At 69.8% G+C, this 17148-nt stretch carries 15 protein-coding genes; 5 read left to right on the top strand and 10 right to left on the bottom strand.

Features of this window, described 5'->3' with window-relative positions; all coding sequences use genetic code 11:
* The first annotated feature begins 23 nt into the window (after nt 1-23).
* Nucleotides 24-1310 (top strand): sensor histidine kinase, encoded by a 1287-nt coding sequence (locus ACYVDG_RS02130; RefSeq protein ID WP_460746331.1) that lies wholly within the window; start codon nt 24-26, stop codon nt 1308-1310.
* 25 nt (nt 1311-1335) lie between these two features.
* Here the strand turns inward: ACYVDG_RS02130 and ACYVDG_RS02135 are convergent, their stop codons facing one another.
* The 3 genes from ACYVDG_RS02135 to wecB form a co-directional block, all read right to left on the bottom strand.
* Nucleotides 1336-3531 (bottom strand): glycosyltransferase, encoded by a 2196-nt coding sequence (locus tag ACYVDG_RS02135; RefSeq protein ID WP_460746643.1) that lies wholly within the window; start codon nt 3529-3531, stop codon nt 1336-1338.
* A gap of 82 nt (nt 3532-3613) precedes the next feature.
* Complete coding sequence (locus tag ACYVDG_RS02140) at nt 3614-5365, bottom strand: hypothetical protein (protein ID WP_460746335.1); 1752 nt, start codon at nt 5363-5365, stop codon at nt 3614-3616.
* A gap of 239 nt (nt 5366-5604) precedes the next feature.
* On the bottom strand, nt 5605-6714 hold the full coding sequence (gene wecB / locus ACYVDG_RS02145) for a non-hydrolyzing UDP-N-acetylglucosamine 2-epimerase (protein ID WP_460746337.1): 1110 nt from the start codon (nt 6712-6714) through the stop codon (nt 5605-5607).
* Between the two features lie 266 nt (nt 6715-6980).
* On the opposite strand from wecB, the gene ACYVDG_RS02150 reads away from it, so the two are divergent.
* The 4 genes from ACYVDG_RS02150 (at nt 6981) to ACYVDG_RS02165 (ending at nt 12382) form a co-directional block, all read left to right on the top strand.
* Nucleotides 6981-8711 (top strand): glycosyltransferase family 4 protein, encoded by a 1731-nt coding sequence (locus tag ACYVDG_RS02150; RefSeq protein WP_460746338.1) that lies wholly within the window; start codon nt 6981-6983, stop codon nt 8709-8711.
* 101 nt (nt 8712-8812) lie between these two features.
* Nucleotides 8813-10183 (top strand): nucleotide sugar dehydrogenase, encoded by a 1371-nt coding sequence (locus ACYVDG_RS02155; RefSeq protein ID WP_460746340.1) that lies wholly within the window; start codon nt 8813-8815, stop codon nt 10181-10183.
* A gap of 281 nt (nt 10184-10464) precedes the next feature.
* A complete protein-coding gene (locus ACYVDG_RS02160) occupies nt 10465-11667 on the top strand; it encodes a glycosyltransferase (protein WP_460746344.1) in 1203 nt (400 codons plus the stop codon).
* Between the two features lie 109 nt (nt 11668-11776).
* Nucleotides 11777-12382, top strand: a complete 606-nt coding sequence (locus tag ACYVDG_RS02165) for a malonic semialdehyde reductase (protein ID WP_460746348.1) — start codon at nt 11777-11779, stop codon at nt 12380-12382.
* A gap of 45 nt (nt 12383-12427) precedes the next feature.
* On the opposite strand, the gene ACYVDG_RS02170 is transcribed toward ACYVDG_RS02165, so the two are convergent.
* The 7 genes from ACYVDG_RS02170 to ACYVDG_RS02200 all read right to left on the bottom strand — a co-directional run bounded on the left by ACYVDG_RS02170 (nt 12428) and on the right by ACYVDG_RS02200 (nt 17143).
* Nucleotides 12428-12682 carry a hypothetical protein gene (locus ACYVDG_RS02170; RefSeq protein ID WP_460746353.1) on the bottom strand — a complete coding sequence of 85 codons (255 nt, stop codon included), beginning with the start codon at nt 12680-12682 and terminating at the stop codon, nt 12428-12430.
* Entirely contained in the window at nt 12679-13032 is a 354-nt protein-coding gene (locus tag ACYVDG_RS02175) for a DUF6247 family protein (protein ID WP_460746357.1), read from the bottom strand. The genes ACYVDG_RS02170 and ACYVDG_RS02175 overlap by 4 nt, the downstream gene beginning before the upstream one ends.
* A gap of 104 nt (nt 13033-13136) precedes the next feature.
* Entirely contained in the window at nt 13137-13439 is a 303-nt protein-coding gene (locus ACYVDG_RS02180; protein ID WP_460746361.1) for a hypothetical protein, read from the bottom strand.
* A 43-nt stretch (nt 13440-13482) separates the two neighbouring features.
* The gene (locus ACYVDG_RS02185; RefSeq protein WP_460746646.1) at nt 13483-14313 is read right to left on the bottom strand and encodes a glycosyltransferase family 2 protein; all 831 of its coding nucleotides are present in this window, start codon (nt 14311-14313) and stop codon (nt 13483-13485) included.
* A 295-nt stretch (nt 14314-14608) separates the two neighbouring features.
* The gene (locus ACYVDG_RS02190) at nt 14609-15379 is read right to left on the bottom strand and encodes a CDP-alcohol phosphatidyltransferase family protein (RefSeq protein ID WP_460746363.1); all 771 of its coding nucleotides are present in this window, start codon (nt 15377-15379) and stop codon (nt 14609-14611) included.
* Nucleotides 15357-16406 (bottom strand): iron-containing alcohol dehydrogenase family protein, encoded by a 1050-nt coding sequence (locus ACYVDG_RS02195; protein ID WP_460746365.1) that lies wholly within the window; start codon nt 16404-16406, stop codon nt 15357-15359. Before ACYVDG_RS02195 ends, ACYVDG_RS02190 begins: the two co-directional genes overlap by 23 nt.
* A gap of 5 nt (nt 16407-16411) precedes the next feature.
* A complete protein-coding gene (locus ACYVDG_RS02200) occupies nt 16412-17143 on the bottom strand; it encodes a phosphocholine cytidylyltransferase family protein (protein WP_460746367.1) in 732 nt (243 codons plus the stop codon).
* Between the last annotated feature and the right edge of the window lie 5 nt (nt 17144-17148).

The following is a 17148-nucleotide window of genomic DNA, read 5'->3' on the forward strand; positions in this document are numbered from 1 at the left end:
GGGTCGGACGGACGTGAGGTGACATGCGCAGGCGGATGGTTTTCTCCACCCTGGTGGTGACCGTCATCGCAGTCATGCTGCTTGGGCTGCCTCTGGGTGCGCTGACCTACAAGCTGGTGCACGACGAGAGCAACCGCCAGTTGGAGGGCGAGGCCGAGCTGATCGGCTCCGAGAGCGACACCATGCTCGAACTCCACAACGGCCTGGACCTGGCCGAGTTCGACGAGGAACACCCGGACCGGTTCGTCCGCATCACGCCCGCGGACGGACCGACGGCGATGACCGCGGGGAACCCGTCGTTGAACCCCGAGACCGCGGACTCACCAAGCCTGCTGAAAGCCTCGGTGACCACGGGAAACGGCACGCGGGTCGAGGTGTGGGCGAGCGCGGAGACCGTACAGGAGAGCGTGGTCCGGGCGTGGCTGGGAATCGCCTCGCTGTCCCTGCTCGCGATCGGGGTCGCCGTGGGCCTGTCGATGTTCCAGGCCCGCAGGCTCACTCTTCCACTGGTGGACCTCGCCGCCACCGCCGAACGGCTGGGCTCCGGAGTGACGACACCGTGGGGCCATCGCTACGGCATCCCGGAGGCCGACCGTGTCGCCGAGGTGCTGGACCGCAGCGCCGAACGTATCGCCGGGCTGATCGCCACCGAACGCCACTTCGCCACCGACGCCTCGCACCAGCTCCGCACACCGCTGACCGCGCTCACCATGCGGTTGGAGGAGATCATCGCGGAGTCGAGCAACCCGGACGTCGTCCGGGAGGAGGGCGAGGCCGCCCTCGCCCAGACCGAGCGCCTCGTGGAGACTGTGGAGAGCTTGCTCGGCCGTGCCCGAAAGAGCCAGAACCCCGAGGTGGAGGCGGTGGAGCTCGACCCGCTGCTCAACCACCTCCAGGCCGAGTGGTCACCCGTCTTCCAGCGGGAACGGCGCAGGCTCTTGGTCACGGGCGACGCGGGACTGACCGCGATGACCGTCCCCACCGACCTCGCCCAGATCCTCGCGACCCTGGTGGAGAACGCCTACAAGCACGGAGCCGGGACGGTGACCATCCGCCGCCTCGACACCGGACAGTCCGTCCGCGTAGAGGTCAGCGACGAAGGCGAGGGAGTCCCCGAGCACATGTCCGGAAGGATCTTCGAACGCGAGGTGAGCGGGGGCGGCGGCACCGGCCTCGGACTGGCCCTCGCCCGGCACATCGCCGAGTCTGAGGGGGCCCGGATCGAGCTGGTGCAGACCAAGCCGACCACCTTCGCGCTGTTCCTGCCCGCCGGAGCGGGAGGCCTGTCGAAGATGACCGGCCCCGTATGACGGCCGACCGGCCCTCCGGAACCGGTCAGCCTCCCGCTCCGGCGTGGGCACTGGTACTCCCCGTCAGCGCTGGGGTCTCCCCTCTGACCACGAGGTCGCTCCACAGGCCCCGGACCCGCTCCAGGCTGTAAGCCCCGACGACCTCGGCGCGCGCCCGGTCGCTCTCCTGCCCGAACCCGCCTCCGGACACCGTGGCGTGGATCGCCTCGGCCATGGCGACGGGGTTGTCGTGGATCCAGTGCGGGTCGTAGATGGTGTCGGCACCCGGCCACGGCAGCAGCGCCGGGACCCCGCCAGAGGCCGCACACTCCGCGGGTGCGAGGTGGAAGGACTCGTCGTCACTGGTGGAGATCACGAAACCCACCCTCCGAAGCCAGGTGGCCACGTCCGGGCCGAACCCGTCGAAGACCACACCCGAGGCGAGCGCCTCGTCGCGCTGGATCCGGCGGTAGACGCGCTCGAAGTAGGCACGCTCCTCAGGCCGGTTCCAGATCCACCAGTACTCCCACGGCTGTTTGCTCTTGACCGACAGCGTGTAGCGGGGGTCCAGTCGGCGCAGCTCGGACAGGACGTCCAGTCCTCGGTCGAGGCGCTTGCGCGACGGCGCGATCCCGATCATGCCCAGCGAGTACTCGGCCCCGGCGAGCTTGGGCCGGTCGAGCTGCCGGTCATCCACCCAGTTGGGCAGTACGACCACCTTCTCGGCGGGCCAACCGGTGATCTCACGGGTGAGGTCGGCGTAGTGCGGACTCACACACACGATCGCGTCGACCTTGCCGATGTCCAGGCGGCGCGGCCACTCGGCGTACAGCTCGAAACGGTGCAGTCGGACGATCAGCCGCTGGTCGGGGCGCTTCCACTTGGCGTAGAAGAGGGCGTTGGGGCCGCACCACTCGCAGATGACCACGTCGGCCCAGGAGGCGAGCTCCCGTGACCGGTACTGGTCGTGGGTGCTCAGCCCTTCCCACTGGTCGATGCGCACGTCGAGACCGGGCAGGGAGTCCAGGTATTCGGCGAGGCGCGTGAAGAACTTGAGGTCGTGACCGGCGATGACGACCTTGAGTGGGCGGTCAGGGCTGGTCCCGGTCGGCGTCGGCGGGAGCGCCTCGCGCAGGTAGCCGCGCAGGCGTTCGGCGGCCCGCTCCAGGCTGTGGTCGGCCGCGGCGGAGCGGCAGCGATCAGCGGCCTCGGCGTAGACGGCGCGGTCGGTGTAGGCGCGAGCGACCACGGCCGCCACGGAAGAGGCGTCCTCCCCCGCGAACAGCGGGTAGTCGGAGCCGAGCAGCGCCTCGTGCATGGGGGTGCGGTTGAGCACCACGGGCAACCCGAGTGCGCCCAGCTCCAGGACCTTGGTGGAGAGTTCGAGGCTGGCGTCCATGGCGGGGTCGCGCCACGACAGCCCGAAATCGCACTCGGCCGACTGTCGGAGCGCGTCGGCCCGCGCCATACCGCCGCGCCAGTCCACGTGCTGTGTGCTCTCCAAGGCCCTATGCATGCGCTTGGCCCAGTCAGCCGGTTCGGCGTGGATCTTGTCGCCGATCATCACGAGTTCCGAATCCACTCCGAGGCGGTGCAGCTCCTCGGGGAGTTCGGTCATCTCCAGGGTCTTCCAGCGGGGCGCGAACTTGCCCGTGTAGGCCAGCCGGGTGCGGGCGTGCACCTGGCCGTCCGCCTCGACACCGGGCGGCACCACCACGACCGGCGGGAACAGGACCGAGCGTCCGCACGCGGCGGGCACCGTCGACTCCAGGAAGGCCCGCAGCTCCTCGGTCTGGCAGAGGACGAAGCGGGAGGCCAGGGCGATCTCGGTGAGCTCGGCCGTGGCCGTGGCGGTCAGTTGGCCGACGCTGTGGGGGAAGTCGGTGAGGTAGGTCCACAGGCGCCCCGACAGGGACTCCTCCTGGGCGGCCAGCCCGGCGAGGCGGCTGCCCCGCACGACCACGAGGTCGAAGGGCTTGCGGGCGTGCAGCCGACCCATCAGCTCCACCGCCTGCTCGGGTGTGAGGCCGCGCGGCCCGAGGTCGGCGAGCATACGGTCCTCGTAGGGCCGCACCACCCGGATCCCCGGAGTCTCGGTGAGGGGCGACGTGAGCCGGTCGGTCCGCACCGGCGCCTTCAGCAGCAGGGTGACCTCGCATCCGGCCGCGGCCAGGGCCTGTGCCATCGACTGCGCCCAGACCGCCGAACCGTCGATGATGTTGAGGTCCACGTCGCCGTACAAGAGTGCGCGCGGAGGAGCTGTGCTCACGTTCTTCCCTTCGGATACTGGTGGGTTGCCCGTGCTGGGGCGTGTTCGGTGGGGTTCACCCGAGAGCACCGGTCGGGGCTTCAGCGCGGGTGGAGTCCCCACTGTCGCCTTCGGTACCGGACCCGTGGTCCGGGCCCAGGGCGAGGAGCCTGGCGCCACGCCGGTTCCACTCCGCTGGGTGCCAGCCGCGCCGCAGGAGACGGGTTCGGGCCAGCTCCGGGGTGACGGAGGTGACGAACACGTACTGGCGGCCACCCGTGTCACGGTCGAAGAAACCCCGCTCCCCCGCTTCGGCGAGGGTGCCGCCACCCTCCGTCGCGGTGTCCGGGGTGCCGACGGCGTCGGCGTCGGAGCACTCGGCCGCGCAGGCGAGGTCGGCCAACCGGTGTCGACCGACCGGCCCGGTCCACAGGTGTGCCCAACGCGAGGTGGCGCGTTCGGCGAGGACCGCCCAGTGGTCCGGTGCCGTCCCCGTGGCGGGGTCCCCGTCGTCCCGGGTGAGCTCCTCCGGAGTGTCGGGGGCGGTCGCGTGGACCGTGCGCACGGTGACGCCCTCGGCTCGCAGCCGTTGGACGCCGGGGAGCCGGGCGGCGGTGTCGGGCACCACCAGTTCCGCGGGGCGCAGGCGGGAGTCAAGGAGGTCCTCGGCGAGGTGGTCGGCTTCGTCGGCTGATCCGGGATCGGCGAGGACGGCCACACCGCGACCGCTCAGCGGCAACTCGGTACCGGACGTCCCGGCCGCGAAGTCGAGGCCGTCTAGGAGCGCCGCGAGGCGGACCGGGGTGGCGTCCTCGAGGAACACTCCGCGGAGCATGGCGCGTACCTCGTGGGCCGCGGGCTCGGCGGCACGCAGGCGGGGAACGGTGACCGCCAGGTCCTCGGTGCCGGGAACGGGGACCGCGGGGAGCGGGATCACTCGGCTGCCGCAGGCCCAGGCGCGCCGGTGCAGGCGCGGGGCGTCGTGCCCGGATTCCGGGACCACCACGACGTTGGCGGCGCGCATGGCATCCGGGAGTTTCGGCGAGTCGGCGTCGACCACACCCACACCCAGGTTCACCAGGACTTCGGGGACCGGGGTGTCACGCGATGTGCGGACGAACACGGCCTCCGGCCCGGAGACGAGGTCGGCAGCGACCGGGTTGAACAGGTGCAGCGGCACGCCCGCGTCGCCCTTGTGCACGCGGTCGAAGCCGAGTTGGCGCAGGGCAGGCGGGGCGGGGGCGTCGTCGAGGAGAACCGTGGGGATGCCGCGTGCTGCGGCCGATTCCAGAACCCAGTGCAGCGCTCGGGTGCGGTCGACGGCGGCAGGGTCGCCGACGTGGGCCCAAGAGGATCCCGGGGCGGCCGCCGACGCGGACACCAGGAGGAGGTCCACGTCCACACCGTCCATGACGATCTGGGCGTCGTGCGGCCGGAGGGGTACCGAGCGCAGATAGGGGTCGATCGCGGCCCGGACGGAGGGCCCGACGACGGTGGCCGCGACGAGGAGGTCCTCGCGGCCGCCGCTGAGCCCGGTGAGGAGTCGGGCTTCCTGGCGGTCCGCGTCGAACGAGCGCACGGGTTCGGCCCTGCGGCCGGCAGCGTGGTTGGTGCTGCCGCTGCGGCGCCAGAGCCGGAAGAGGTCACGGGGGAGCTTGACCAGGGAGCGCCCGGGGCGCTTCGCGGCGGCCGTGAGTGCGCGGCCCACCTGGAGTGAGGTGGAGCCCTCGATCGCGGCGAGGCGCGCCTGTGCCTCCTGGAGCTGGGCCTCGCGCTCGGCCAGTGCCTGCCGAATCTGTTCCGTCTGGCTCTGATCACGCCGTTTCACGGTCTGCCACCTTGCGCTCGGTTCGGGAAACCACTGGGTCCTTCGGTTGGTAGGCGCCCAGGGGTAAGGGGCGTGCGGTTCGGCGTGTGCCGGGCCTGGTCCGGATCCCCAGGGCCAACCGGGCGGCGGGGCCCGAGGGGTATCCGGGTTCGCACGTGGTGTGTGCGGGGTTCGAGCGTGCAGTGTTACGGCGTGCTGCACTGCTGCGGGTGGGGTCGGTGCGTGCGGGGTTCATGGAATCACCTGGACCACTGTGTGAGGACTGAGGCGATGCGCTCGCCGGAGCGCCCGTCCCAGAGGGGCGGGACGTCGCCGATCCGTTCCGCGGTGCGGCCGTCCAGGACCTTGCTTAGGGTCGGCAGGAGGTCGGCGTCGGTGATCAGCTGGTTGGTGCCGTGGGTGATGGTGATCGGTCGTTCGGTGTTGGGGCGCAGAGTCAGGCAGGGAACGCCGAGGACGGTGGTCTCCTCCTGGACTCCGCCGGAGTCGGTGACCACGGCGGCGGCGCCGCGGGTGAGCGCGACGAAGTCGAGGTACCCAAGCGGTTCGAGGAGGCGGACGCGCGGGTGGTTGCCCAGCCCGGCACGGTCGAAGGCCTCCTTGCCACGGGGGTGCACGGGCATGACCACGTCGGTGAGGTCGGCGATCTCGTGCAGGCGCTCGGTCAGGCGCGCGACGTTGGCGGGGTCGTCGACGTTGGCGGGCCGGTGCAGGGTGGCCGCCACGTAGCTCTCCGGCAGGTCGAGGCGGGTGCGCAGCGCGTCGGCGTCGAAGCGGTCGAGGTTGCCCAGGAGCGTGTCGATCATCGGGTTGCCGACGAGGTGGACGCGGCCCGGGGAGACGCCCTCAGCCGCTAGATGGCCGACGGCCTCGGGGCTGGTCGCGAAACACAGGTCGCTGAGCTGGTCGGTGACCCGGCGGTTGATCTCCTCCGGCATGGTGTTGTCAAAGGAGCGCAGGCCCGCCTCGACGTGTGCGACCGGGATACCGAGCTTGGCGGCGACCAGGGCCGCGGCCACGGTGGAGTTGACGTCGCCGTAGACCACGACCATTCCGGGTGCGGCCTGGGTGAACTCCCGTTCGAGCCCGACCATGAGCGCGGCGGTCTGCGCGGCGTGCGAGCCGGAACCGACACCGAGGTCGATGTCGGGGGTGGGGAGGCCGAGATCGCGGAAGAAGACGGCGGACATGCGGTCGTCATAGTGCTGACCGGTGTGCAGGACCGTCTGGTGGGCGCCGCGGCCCCGCAGCGCGGAGACGACCGGGGCGGCCTTCACGAAGTTGGGGCGGGCGCCGACCACGTGCACGATCCCGGTGTCCTGGCTGCCAAGAGGGGCGTTGGTTGCCACAGCTGTTTCCTTCTGGTTCCGATGCGATGAGTGCTGTGCTGGTGTGTCGTGGGCGGACGCCGACGGTGACGAAACGGGCTTTTCCGGCGGATGGGCGCGGCGGTGGGTTTCCTTGCCCCAGTCGTCCCGTCCGTGTCGCCGTGGTGTCACCATCCGGCCACGTCCACATGGTTGTGTGACTGACCGTGCATGACACCCAGACTCCCGAACCCCGTGATCCGCGTCCGCGTGCCCTCTGGCCACGGGCGGTGACGTTCACTGCTTCCTTGGCCTGGCACCAGCTGCGCTCCGACCCCGCCCGGCTGCCGTTGCTGGCGGCTCGGCTGATGCCCGGCCCGATGCGGAACGCGGCGCGTGCCGTGGCCCGACGCTCGGGTGCCCTGCCCCGCGCCTACGCCCTGTGGGACCAGGGGCGGCGCGAGGAGGCACGCGAGGTACTGCTGTCCGCCGCGCGGGGCTCGTCGGCCCGTCGCACGGGTCGCCTGGTCGCCGCGGCCTTGGCCGCCGGAGACGCGGAGACCGCGCGCGAACTGGTCGAACGTATCCCGCCGGGGCCCCACAGGACCACCGCGGAGCACCGGACGGCCCTGGCGACGGGGCGCGTCGTCCCCGCGGCCCCGTCCGTTTCGCCTGACCATCACGGAATCACGTTAACCCGCGGTGCCCGAACGCGGCCTGACGACACGGTGAACGATCAGCGACCGGCGGAGACGGGCTCCGGTCACTGGCGCGTGGCGACCGATCCCGGGCGGCCCGGGGCAGGCCTCAGGGTCCTGCACCTGGTCACCAACGCGTTGCCGCACACCAACGCCGGCTACACCCAGCGCACCCACCGCATCGCGGCCGCCCAGCGGGAGGCCGGGATGGACGTGCACGCGGTTACCCGGGCCGGGTACCCGCTCAGCAAGGGCGTACCGGACCCGCGCACCCTCGTGCGCGTGGACGGGGTGCCCTACCACCGCCTCATCCCTTGGAAGGCTCCCGCCAACCACGCCGACGAGCTGGAATCAGGGCTCAGGTTGGCTTCGAAGCTGGTGGAGGCGGTGCGCCCGGACGTACTCCACGCGGCGAGCAACCACCACAACGCGCGGCTGGCCCTGGAACTTGGGCGCCGCCACGGGCTACCCGTGGTCTACGAGGTACGCGGTTTCCTGGAGGAGTCCTGGCTGTCCCGGGACCCCTCCCGGGGAGTCGGCGACGCCTTCTACCGAGCTGAACGGGCCAACGAGACCGAGTGCATGCTCGCCGCCGACCTGGTGGTGACGCTGGGCGAGGCCATGCGCGCCGACATCGAGGCCCGAGGGGTGCCCAGGGAACGTCTGCTGGTCGTGCCCAACGCCGTGGACCCCTCGTTCTTGGAGCCCCTCCCCTCCGGCTCGGCGGTCCGCGAGGAGTTGGGCATCGGGCCGGACGAGTTCGTCGCGGGCACCACCACGAGCTGCTTCGGTTACGAGGGTTTGGACGTGCTCTTGGAAGCCGTGGCCCTCCTGCGGGAACGCGGCGAACCGGCCCATGCCCTGGTGGTCGGGGACGGGCCGGAACTCCCCGCACTGCGGGAGCGGGCGGAGCGGCTGGGGCTGTCCGTGGCGGCCCACTTCCCGGGCCGGGTGCCCGCCGACCGGGTCCGGCACCACCACGCCGCCTTGGACGTCTTCGCGGTCCCCCGCCGTGACGACCGGGTCTGCCGACTGGTGACACCTTTGAAGCCCGTGGAGGCCATGGCCGGAGGGCTCCCTGTCGTCGCGAGTGACCTTCCCGCTCTGCGAGAGATCGTGGAACCCGGGGTGACCGGTGAGTTAATTCCGGCGGGCGAATCGGCACGTCTAGCTGATGTGCTCACAAAACTCGCCTACAGTCATCAAAAGCGGACGTCCTACGGACAAGCAGGTCAAAGCCGTGTTGGTGCGGACCGTACCTGGGCCGAGGCCGTATACCGCTACAACCAGGCGTATCGGGTTCTCATTCGAAAAATGTCCGAACCAGGCCAGAACCCGTAACAGGGGACAACGTCTGTCTACACTCGGACGTCCAGCACTCTGAATGGCTGTCCTCGACCATTTACGCCCGTTCACCTATTGAATGCGAGTGTGACCACAAAGTGGATGCCGCAGCCTCCAACCCAGCCACTGTCCCCGAGCAGAGCTCCGGCTCAGCCAGTGATCTCGTCGTACTCGGCCTCGGATACGTCGGTCTGCCCCTGGCGGCCGCCGCCGCGTCGTCCGGGCTGAGGGTGACCGGCTTCGATGTCAGCGCGCACGTGGTCGACGGCCTGAACAAGGCCTCGTCACACATCGACGACCTGTCGTCGGAAGACGTGAACGCGATGCTGGACCAGGGGTTCACCGCGACCACGGACCCGGCGTGTGTGACCAAGGCGCGCACCATCGTCATCTGTGTGCCCACGCCCCTGTCACCGGAGGGAGGGCCGGACCTCGGCGCGGTCACCTCCGCGGCCAAGGCCATCGCCGCCCACCTGTCCCCTGGGACACTGGTGATTCTGGAGTCCACCACCTACCCGGGTACCACCGAGGAGGTCGTGCGTCCGCTCCTGGAGGAGTCCGGCCTGGTCGCCGGAGCCGACTTCCACCTGGCGTTCTCGCCGGAGCGGATCGACCCGGGCAACCCGACCTTCGGTGTGGCCAACACGCCCAAGGTCGTCGGCGGTCTGACTCCGGAGTGCGGAGAGGCAGCCGGTGCCTTCTACGAGAACTTCGTGAAGACGGTGGTCCGAGCGAGCGGAACCCGCGAGGCCGAGATGGCCAAGCTCCTGGAGAACACCTACCGGCACGTCAACATCGCACTGGTGAACGAGATGGCCGTCTTCTGCCAGGAGTTGGGCATCGACCTGTGGGACTCGATCTCCGCGGCGGCGACCAAGCCGTTCGGCTTCCAGGCCTTCTACCCGGGGCCGGGAGTGGGCGGCCACTGCATCCCGATCGACCCGAACTACCTCTCCTACAAGGTCAAGACCCTCGGCTACCCGTTCCGGTTCGTCGAGCTGGCCCAGGAGATCAACGGCCGGATGCCCGCGTACGTGACCCAGCGGGCCCAGGAGTTGCTCAACGACTCCGGCCTGGCGCTCTCCCGCTCCAAGGTCCTGCTGCTGGGTGTGACCTACAAGGCCGACATCGCCGACCAGCGCGAGTCGCCCGCCCGGCCGGTGGCCCGCAAGCTCGCCGCCAAAGGCGCCACCCTGACCTACCACGATGCGCACGTGGAGTCCTGGCAGGTGGACGGGGTGGACATACCGCGCTCCACCGACCTCGACCAGGCACTGGCCGACGCCGACCTCACGATCCTGCTGACCGATCACAACGACTACCGGCCCAAACGCCTCACCGAGTACGCGCGGCTGCTCCTGGACACACGAGGCGTCCTCCGGCGCTCCGACCCGGACTCCGACTCCGTCACCGAAGTCCCGGCTCAGGTCCGCCGCCAGGTCCAGCGCGAGGGAATCGAGGTCCTGTAAGGATCCGGATCCGGTAAGGAGCCGGACCACTCAGACGAAGAGCCCTCTCACAGGGCCCGTGACAAGGCACGCCCACCCGGGCGCCAGGCGGCGTTCGGCGGCGTGCCTTCGTGCGTTCACCGACGCCCAACCGAAGGTTCACCCGAATCACCCCGAGTGTCCACCCGGCTTTCCTCAGTGTGTTTCCGCAGGTGAATACCGTGTCGTGCAGCTGATACCGCCTCGTAGCGGCGGATCATCGCAGTAGACCGAACAACCGGTGACACGCGTAGGTGATCTCGATGCACGCACTTGTGGCCACGATTGTGCACCACCCAGAGGACGCCCGGATCCTGCACCGCCAGATTCGGTCCTTGGTGGACGCAGGGCACACGGTGACCTACGTCGCCCCGTTCCGGGAGTGCGGTGTAACCCCCTGGGACCAGATCCGTTCGGTTGACGTGCCGCGCGCCTCCGGCCGCGACCGCCTCGCGTCGATCCGTGCTGCCCGCGCGATCCTGGCGCGGCTCGCTCCCGAAGCGGACCTGCTGCTCTTCCACGACCCCGAACTCCTGTTGGCGCTGCCCGCCAACCGCCCGGTGACCGTGTGGGACGTCCACGAGGACACGGCCTCCGCCCTGCTCACCAAACCGTGGGTGCCCCGTCCGCTAAGGAAGCCGCTCGGCAGCGTGGTGCGCGGCTTCGAGCGCCGCGCCGAACGCAGGATGCACCTGCTGCTGGCGGAGGAAGGCTACCGCACCAGGTTCCGCGAGGAGCACATGGTGGTACCCAACACCACCGAGGTACCCGACAGACCGCACCGCGAGCCCGGTGACGACCGGGTCGTCTACCTGGGGCACGTCTCACGGGCGCGGGGCGCCGAGGACCTCGTCGGGATGGGCCGCGAGCTGCGCGACCACGGTGTCCGCCTGGAGGTCATCGGCGGCGCCGACCACGGGGTCCGCCCTCTGCTGCGGGAAGCCCACCAGGAGAACGCCCTGCACTGGTACGGCTTCGTCCCGAACGACCGCGCCCTGCGCATGGCGTCCGGAGCCCTGGCCGGAATCAGCCTCCTGCACGACACCGACAACTACCGGCACTCCCTACCCACGAAGGTGGTCGAGTACATGGCCCATGGCCTGCCGGTGATCACCACACCCAACCCCTTGGCCGAGGCGCTGGTGTCCAAGCGCCCGGAGGGGCGGACCGGAACGGTCGTGCCGTTCGAGGACCCGTCGGCCGCCGCGCGGGCCGTGTTGGACCTGCGCCGCGACGAGCACACCCGCCTCGAGTACGCCCGGAACGGCCACCGGATCGCGCAGGTGTCGTTCCACTGGCCGGTGCAGGCGCGGCTGTTCGTGAAGCGGCTGGAGGAGTGGGTGGCTGAGGCGAGCGAGCCGAGCTCCCTCTTCCAGCGGCGGCGCACGTCCGGCCAGCGGGTCCCGCGGCAGCGCTCCCCTCGGCCGATCCGGCCGTTCCAGGCCGCCGCGTACCCGGCTCGGTGAACGAGCTCACATATCGTTGTTCATAGAAATATCTTCCCAGTCAATAATGTTGTGCCCGGTGCCGCTTCGCACGGCACTTCCCTGCCCATAAGCACCGCCGGGGTACGACATGACTGACAACCTGGTCCTGGACAAGGACACGCAGGACCTGCTGTTCCGCAGCGCCCGCACCGCCAACACCTTTACCGGCGAGCCGGTGACCGACGAGCAGATGCGCGCCATCTACGACCTGGTCAAGTACGGCCCCACGGCGATGAACAACCAGCCGCTGCGCGTCACCGTCGTCCGCTCCCCCGAGGCCCGCGAGCGCCTGGTGAGGCACATGGCCGGCAGCAACGCCCCCAAGACCTCCACGGCCCCGCTCGCCCTGGTCCTCTCCGCGGACAGCTCCTTCCACGAGCACTTCCCCAAGACCTTCCCCGTCGTGCCGGACGCCCGCGAGAACTTCGCGGGAATGCCGGTCGAGGCCCGTGAGTCCATGGCCCTGCAGAACGCGCTCCTGCAGGTCGGCTACCTGATCGTCGGTGTCCGCGCGGCCGGACTGGCCGCCGGCCCGATGACCGGCTTCGACGCCGAGGGTGTCCGCAAGGAGTTCTTCGGCGAGGACTCCACCCAGACCCCGCTCGTCGTCATGAACATCGGCAAGCCCGGACCCGACGCGTGGTTCGACCGCTTGGAGCGGCTGGAGTACGACGAGGCCGTCACCGAGATCTGATCCACAGCTATGGGGGCGGGCGCCGTACGGCGCCCGCCCCCATCGTCATCCGCAGTAGGTGCTGCGGACGATAACGATCTCCTTCAACTGATGCGAGAGAAGGAAGTGCAGGTAGCCCTTGTCGTCCGAGAAGGGAAAGTCACGCAGACCCCCAGCACGCTCCTTCGGGTTTCCCGCGTTGTCCGCCAACTCACCCAGTGCGGCCAGCTCCGTGGCCAGACGCTCGATCTCGGCAACGGTTCCGACGGGGAGGCCCTCCGCCAGGTCAGGGGGATCAAAGCTCCACGTCCACTCGGTCAAGCGTCCAACTCCGCATCAGCCCAGGCCATGATCGCCGAAATCTCGCTGATCGCGGCACGCGTGTCCCCCTGCCCCTGATCCACCACGGCCAACATCTCATCCAGTCGACGGGCCACGTCCGGATGGCGCTGGATCTCGATGACCTGCCCCCAGTAACGGCAGAACAGCCGCAACGGCCGCAAGTCCTGCTTGGTCTGGGCGGTCGTGCTCGCCTCGACCAAGCGCCGGTCGAACTCCGGAACCCGGGAGGGAAGCAGGCGGGTGACGGCATCTCTCAACGCGGAAACGGTAGCTGCGGGCCGGGACAGCAAGGGCTCTTCCGTCGCTTGGACCAACGGCTGTTCGGACACGGCTACCGCCCCGCTCTCGACTGGGAACGTGTGGGTCTGTCCCCAGAATCTATCGCTTTCCCACCAGGAACATCAGAGATTTCGCGCCCACCCGGTGTTCAGGATCACTGCGGCCCCGGACCCTGGGGGCCGGGAGGCTGCGGCGCCTGCGGTTGGCCGGGCGGCTGCTCGGGCGGCGGGTACTGGCCGGGGTGGCCCTGGTGCGGCGGCTGGTTGTACCCGTGCGGCGGCTGCTGGCCCGGGTGCGGCGCGTACTGGCCCTGCTGCGGGTACTGGCCGTACGGGGCCTGGCCCGCGTGCGGCCCGGACTGCTTCTTCCTCGTGGACACGATCACGAGCGCCACCACGAGGCCGATGATGACCAGGAGCAGGAACAAGAAGATCAGGAGGATAGGACCGGTGAGCATAAGGGACGAGCACTCTCCTTGGGGGACGAGGGACACCCCGAGGTTAGATCACCGGGGGACGTCCTGCTCGCGTCATGCGCCAGGCGGTGCGCCAGCTGATGGGAGTACGGCGGCCCGGGTCCTCGCGCCAACCCTCCCGGAAACCGGCGAACCACGACTTCAGCGCGGCACGGTCGCGCTCGCGCATCACGGTCAGCCCCACCCAGGTGCCCAAGTAGGCGAAGGCCAGGGGCCACGGCAGGTTGCGGCGGGCCAGCCACACCCGGTTGCGGGCGTTGAGCCGGTAGAAGTTCTCGTGCCTGGTCGGCGCCACCGCGGGGTGGTACATCACGGCGTCGGCGTCGTACTCGATGGTGTAGCCGGCGTCCATGATGCGCCAGGCCAGATCGGTCTCCTCGTGGGCGTAGAAGAACTCTCCCGGGAGCCCGCCGCCCTCGTCGAAGGCGGTCCGGCGGACCGCACTGGCCCCGCCGAGGAAGGTGGTGACCCGGCTCGACTTCCGGGAGTCGCCGACACGCAGCCGGGGCACGTGGCGCCGCTGGTCCGGGCCACCGTCGGGGTCGGCGATACGGAAGGACAGGGCGCCCAGCGCGGGGTCGGCCGCGAAGCGCTCGCGTACGTGGCGGGCGAGGTCCATGGAGCGGTACCAGCCGTCGTCGTCCAGGAACAGGACGACATCGCCCTTGGTGGCGTGCACGCCGTGGTTGCGGCCCTCGGGGATGCCCACGTTCTCCGGAAGGGGCACGGTAATGACGCCCTCAGGGAGTTCGGGCAGCTCGGCGCCGTTGCTGACGACGACCACCTCGACGTCGGCGCCCTCCTGCTCGAACACACTGGTGATCGCGCGCCGCAACTCGGCCGGGCGGGTGCCCATGGTGAGCAGGACACAGGACAGGGTGGGTTTTCCGGTACCGGGCACCTGGGAACTGCTCCGTTCCACTCGGGGCACCTGGGAGTCCTCCGTCGTGGACGTTCCGGAGCCTGGTGAGGGCGGGATCACGGGTGTGGCCATGGTTGCGACCGTTCAGTGGACGAAGTGCGGCTGACAGGTGGACACACGTCAACCATCGCAGAAACAGACTAACGAAAGAATAAAAGAGAAGTGTACGGAGCCGTGAACGGGGTATCGTCCACGGCTCCGTACGTGGCGCCGAATCGTTCTGGGCGCGTTACTCGAGGCGCCGGGAGGCGAGCACGCTCACGAAGTGCGCGAAGCTCATCAGCACCGCTACGGCGGCGCAGGCCACGACCAGGATCCGGGTGGCCACCAGGTCCCCCAGGAACAGGTCGGCGACGGCCGCCACCACCACGATGAGCGACAGCTCGACCGCTTGGATGAGGCGGTGCACCTTCAGCGCGGAGGCCAGCCTCCGAGCCAGGCTCAGACCGGACGAACGGGGCTTCATGGCCTCGTCCGTGATCTTCTCCGGCAGGCCCGCCTTGGCGCGGGCGACCACCACGTTGTCGGTCTCGGCCTTGATCAGCACGACACCCAGCGCGGCCGTCATGCCCAGGATGACCCAGCCGCCCGACTCGAACTCGCCCTGGGCGCGGATGCCCAGACCGATCAGCAGGGCGACCTCGGACACGTAGTGGCCGATGCGGTCCAGGTAGATTCCGGCCACGCTGGTGCGGCCCGTGTACCGGGCCACCTCACCGTCGGAGCAGTCCAACAAGAGGTAGATCTGCACGAACACGGCGGCGAGGATCGCCGACCAGAGCCCGCCGAAGGCCACGATGACCCCGGCGAGCACGCCGAACACCATCATCAGGTACGTGATGGGGTTCGGCGGCACGCGCAGACGCACGAAGAAGGTCGTCAGATACGGGGATATGTCCCGCATGTAGAGACGGCCGGCCCAGTGCTCCTCGTTGACGCGCTCCTTGATCCCCGCGGGCTGGCCGCCCGCGCGGACCTCAGCGACCGACGGCTTCGACATAGTCCGCGACACTCCGCCCGATCTCGTCCTCGGAGAGGTTCAGGTGTTCAAGGATGGTGAACCGGCCCGGACGGGTGCCCGGGGCGTGTGCCACGGCCCGCGCGAACGACGCCTGGTCGAGGCCGACGTCTTCCGGCACGATGGGCAGGTTGTGCCGGAGCAGGCAGGAGCGGATCTCCTCCAGCCGCGCCTGCGGCCAGTCCAGGTGCTTGACCCGCAGGTAAGACGCGTACAGGGCGCCCAGGCCGGCGAGCTCTCCGTGGTTGCTGGTCCCGGGGTAGAGCTGGGTGACGGCGTGCAGGATCTCGTGGCAGGCGCCACTGGCCGGACGGCTGGACCCCGCGACCGTCATGGCCATGCCGGACAGCACCAGCCCCTCGGCCAGGACCTTGAGGAAGCCGTCGGACTCGATCGAGTCCGGGCGGTGCAGTACCGCCTCGGCCGCGACCCGCGCGAAGGTGACCGCCATGCCGTCCACCTGCTCGCCGTTCACCCGCCCCGCGAGGTCCCAGTCCTCGATGGCCGAGATGTTGCTGACCACGTCACCGACCCCGGACCGGACCAGGTGCGCGGGGGCCGCCTGGACGTAGTCGACGTCGATGACCACCGCGAGGGGCATGGTGACACCGATCGACGGCTTGCCGCCCTCATGCTCCAAGGAGCTCACGGGGGAGGCGATGCCGTCGTGGGCCAGGTTCGTGGCCACGGCCACCATGGGGATGCCCGCCATGGTCGCGGCGAACTTGGTGACGTCGATGGTCTTGCCGCCGCCGACACCGGCCACGGCTTCGTAGGCGCCGGAACGCAGCTTCTTGCCCAGTTCGTCCGCCGCGTCGACGGTGCCTTCGTCGACCTGGAAGATCTCGCACTGGGGCAGGTCCAGGTCGGCGACGATCTGCGCACCCTGCCCCGGCCCCACCGCGACAGCGATGCGGCCCTCGGTGGCGATGCGGCTGTCGGCCAGCACCGTTCCGAGCGAAGCGATGGCCCCCCGACGCACGTCGATCGTCAGAGGGGAGGGCAGCATTCGAGCTAGTAGTGGCACGCGATCTCCCTTGCCTTGGCCAGGTCGTCGTGGTCGTCGACCTCGACCCAGTCCACCTTGCCGATGGGGGCGACGGAGAGCTTCTCGCCGCGGCGGACGAGCTCCTGGTAGCCGTCCTCGTAGTACAGCTGCGGGTCGCGCTCCCAGGTGGCCTTCAGGGCGTCGGCCAGGCGCGGTGCGAGCGAGCCCTCGATGAGGGTGGCGCCGATGTACTCGCCGGCGGCGGAGGCCGGGTCCATCAGCTTGGTGATGTTCTGGATGTGCCCGCCCTCGTCGAGGGTGACCTTCATCTCCTCTTCAGCGAGGTTTTTCACGTTGTCCACCGCGAGGAGCAGTTCCGGTCCCCGGGCGGCGAGTAGCGTTTCCTCGATGCTCACCGGGTGCACGGTGTCACCGTTGACAAGGAGGACGCCCTCGGAGAAGAAGTCACGTGCGGTCCAGAGCGAGTAGGCGTTGTTCCACTCCTCGGCCTTGTCGTTGTAGCTGAGGGTGAGCTTCACACCGTGGCGCTCCTCCATCGCCTCCTTGCGCTCCTCCACCGCCTCGGCGCGGTAGCCGACCACGACGACGACGTCGGTGAGCCCCGCGGCGGCCAGGTTGCGCAGCGAGATGTCCATGATGGTCGTCTCGCCGTCGACTGGCACGAGGGCCTTGGGCAAGGTGTCGGTGTAGGGACGCAGACGGCGCCCCGCTCCTGCGGCGAGAACCATTCCGAGCATGAGGG

It is taken from the genome of Nocardiopsis oceani (genome assembly GCF_054777395.1).

What these genes read in the sequence shown, in the direction of transcription:
- ACYVDG_RS02130 (WP_460746331.1), top strand. Translation starts at nt 24, where the DNA reads ATGCGCAGGCGGATGGTTTTCTCCACCCTGGTGGTGACCGTCATCGCA.
- ACYVDG_RS02160 (WP_460746344.1), top strand. Translation starts at nt 10,465, where the DNA reads ATGCACGCACTTGTGGCCACGATTGTGCACCACCCAGAGGACGCCCGG.
- ACYVDG_RS02165 (WP_460746348.1), top strand. Translation starts at nt 11,777, where the DNA reads ATGACTGACAACCTGGTCCTGGACAAGGACACGCAGGACCTGCTGTTC.
- ACYVDG_RS02180 (WP_460746361.1), bottom strand. Translation starts at nt 13,439, where the DNA reads ATGCTCACCGGTCCTATCCTCCTGATCTTCTTGTTCCTGCTCCTGGTC.
- ACYVDG_RS02185 (WP_460746646.1), bottom strand. Translation starts at nt 14,313, where the DNA reads ATGGGCACCCGCCCGGCCGAGTTGCGGCGCGCGATCACCAGTGTGTTC.
- ACYVDG_RS02190 (WP_460746363.1), bottom strand. Translation starts at nt 15,379, where the DNA reads ATGTCGAAGCCGTCGGTCGCTGAGGTCCGCGCGGGCGGCCAGCCCGCG.
- ACYVDG_RS02195 (WP_460746365.1), bottom strand. Translation starts at nt 16,406, where the DNA reads ATGCTGCCCTCCCCTCTGACGATCGACGTGCGTCGGGGGGCCATCGCT.
- ACYVDG_RS02200 (WP_460746367.1), bottom strand. Translation starts at nt 17,143, where the DNA reads ATGCTCGGAATGGTTCTCGCCGCAGGAGCGGGGCGCCGTCTGCGTCCC.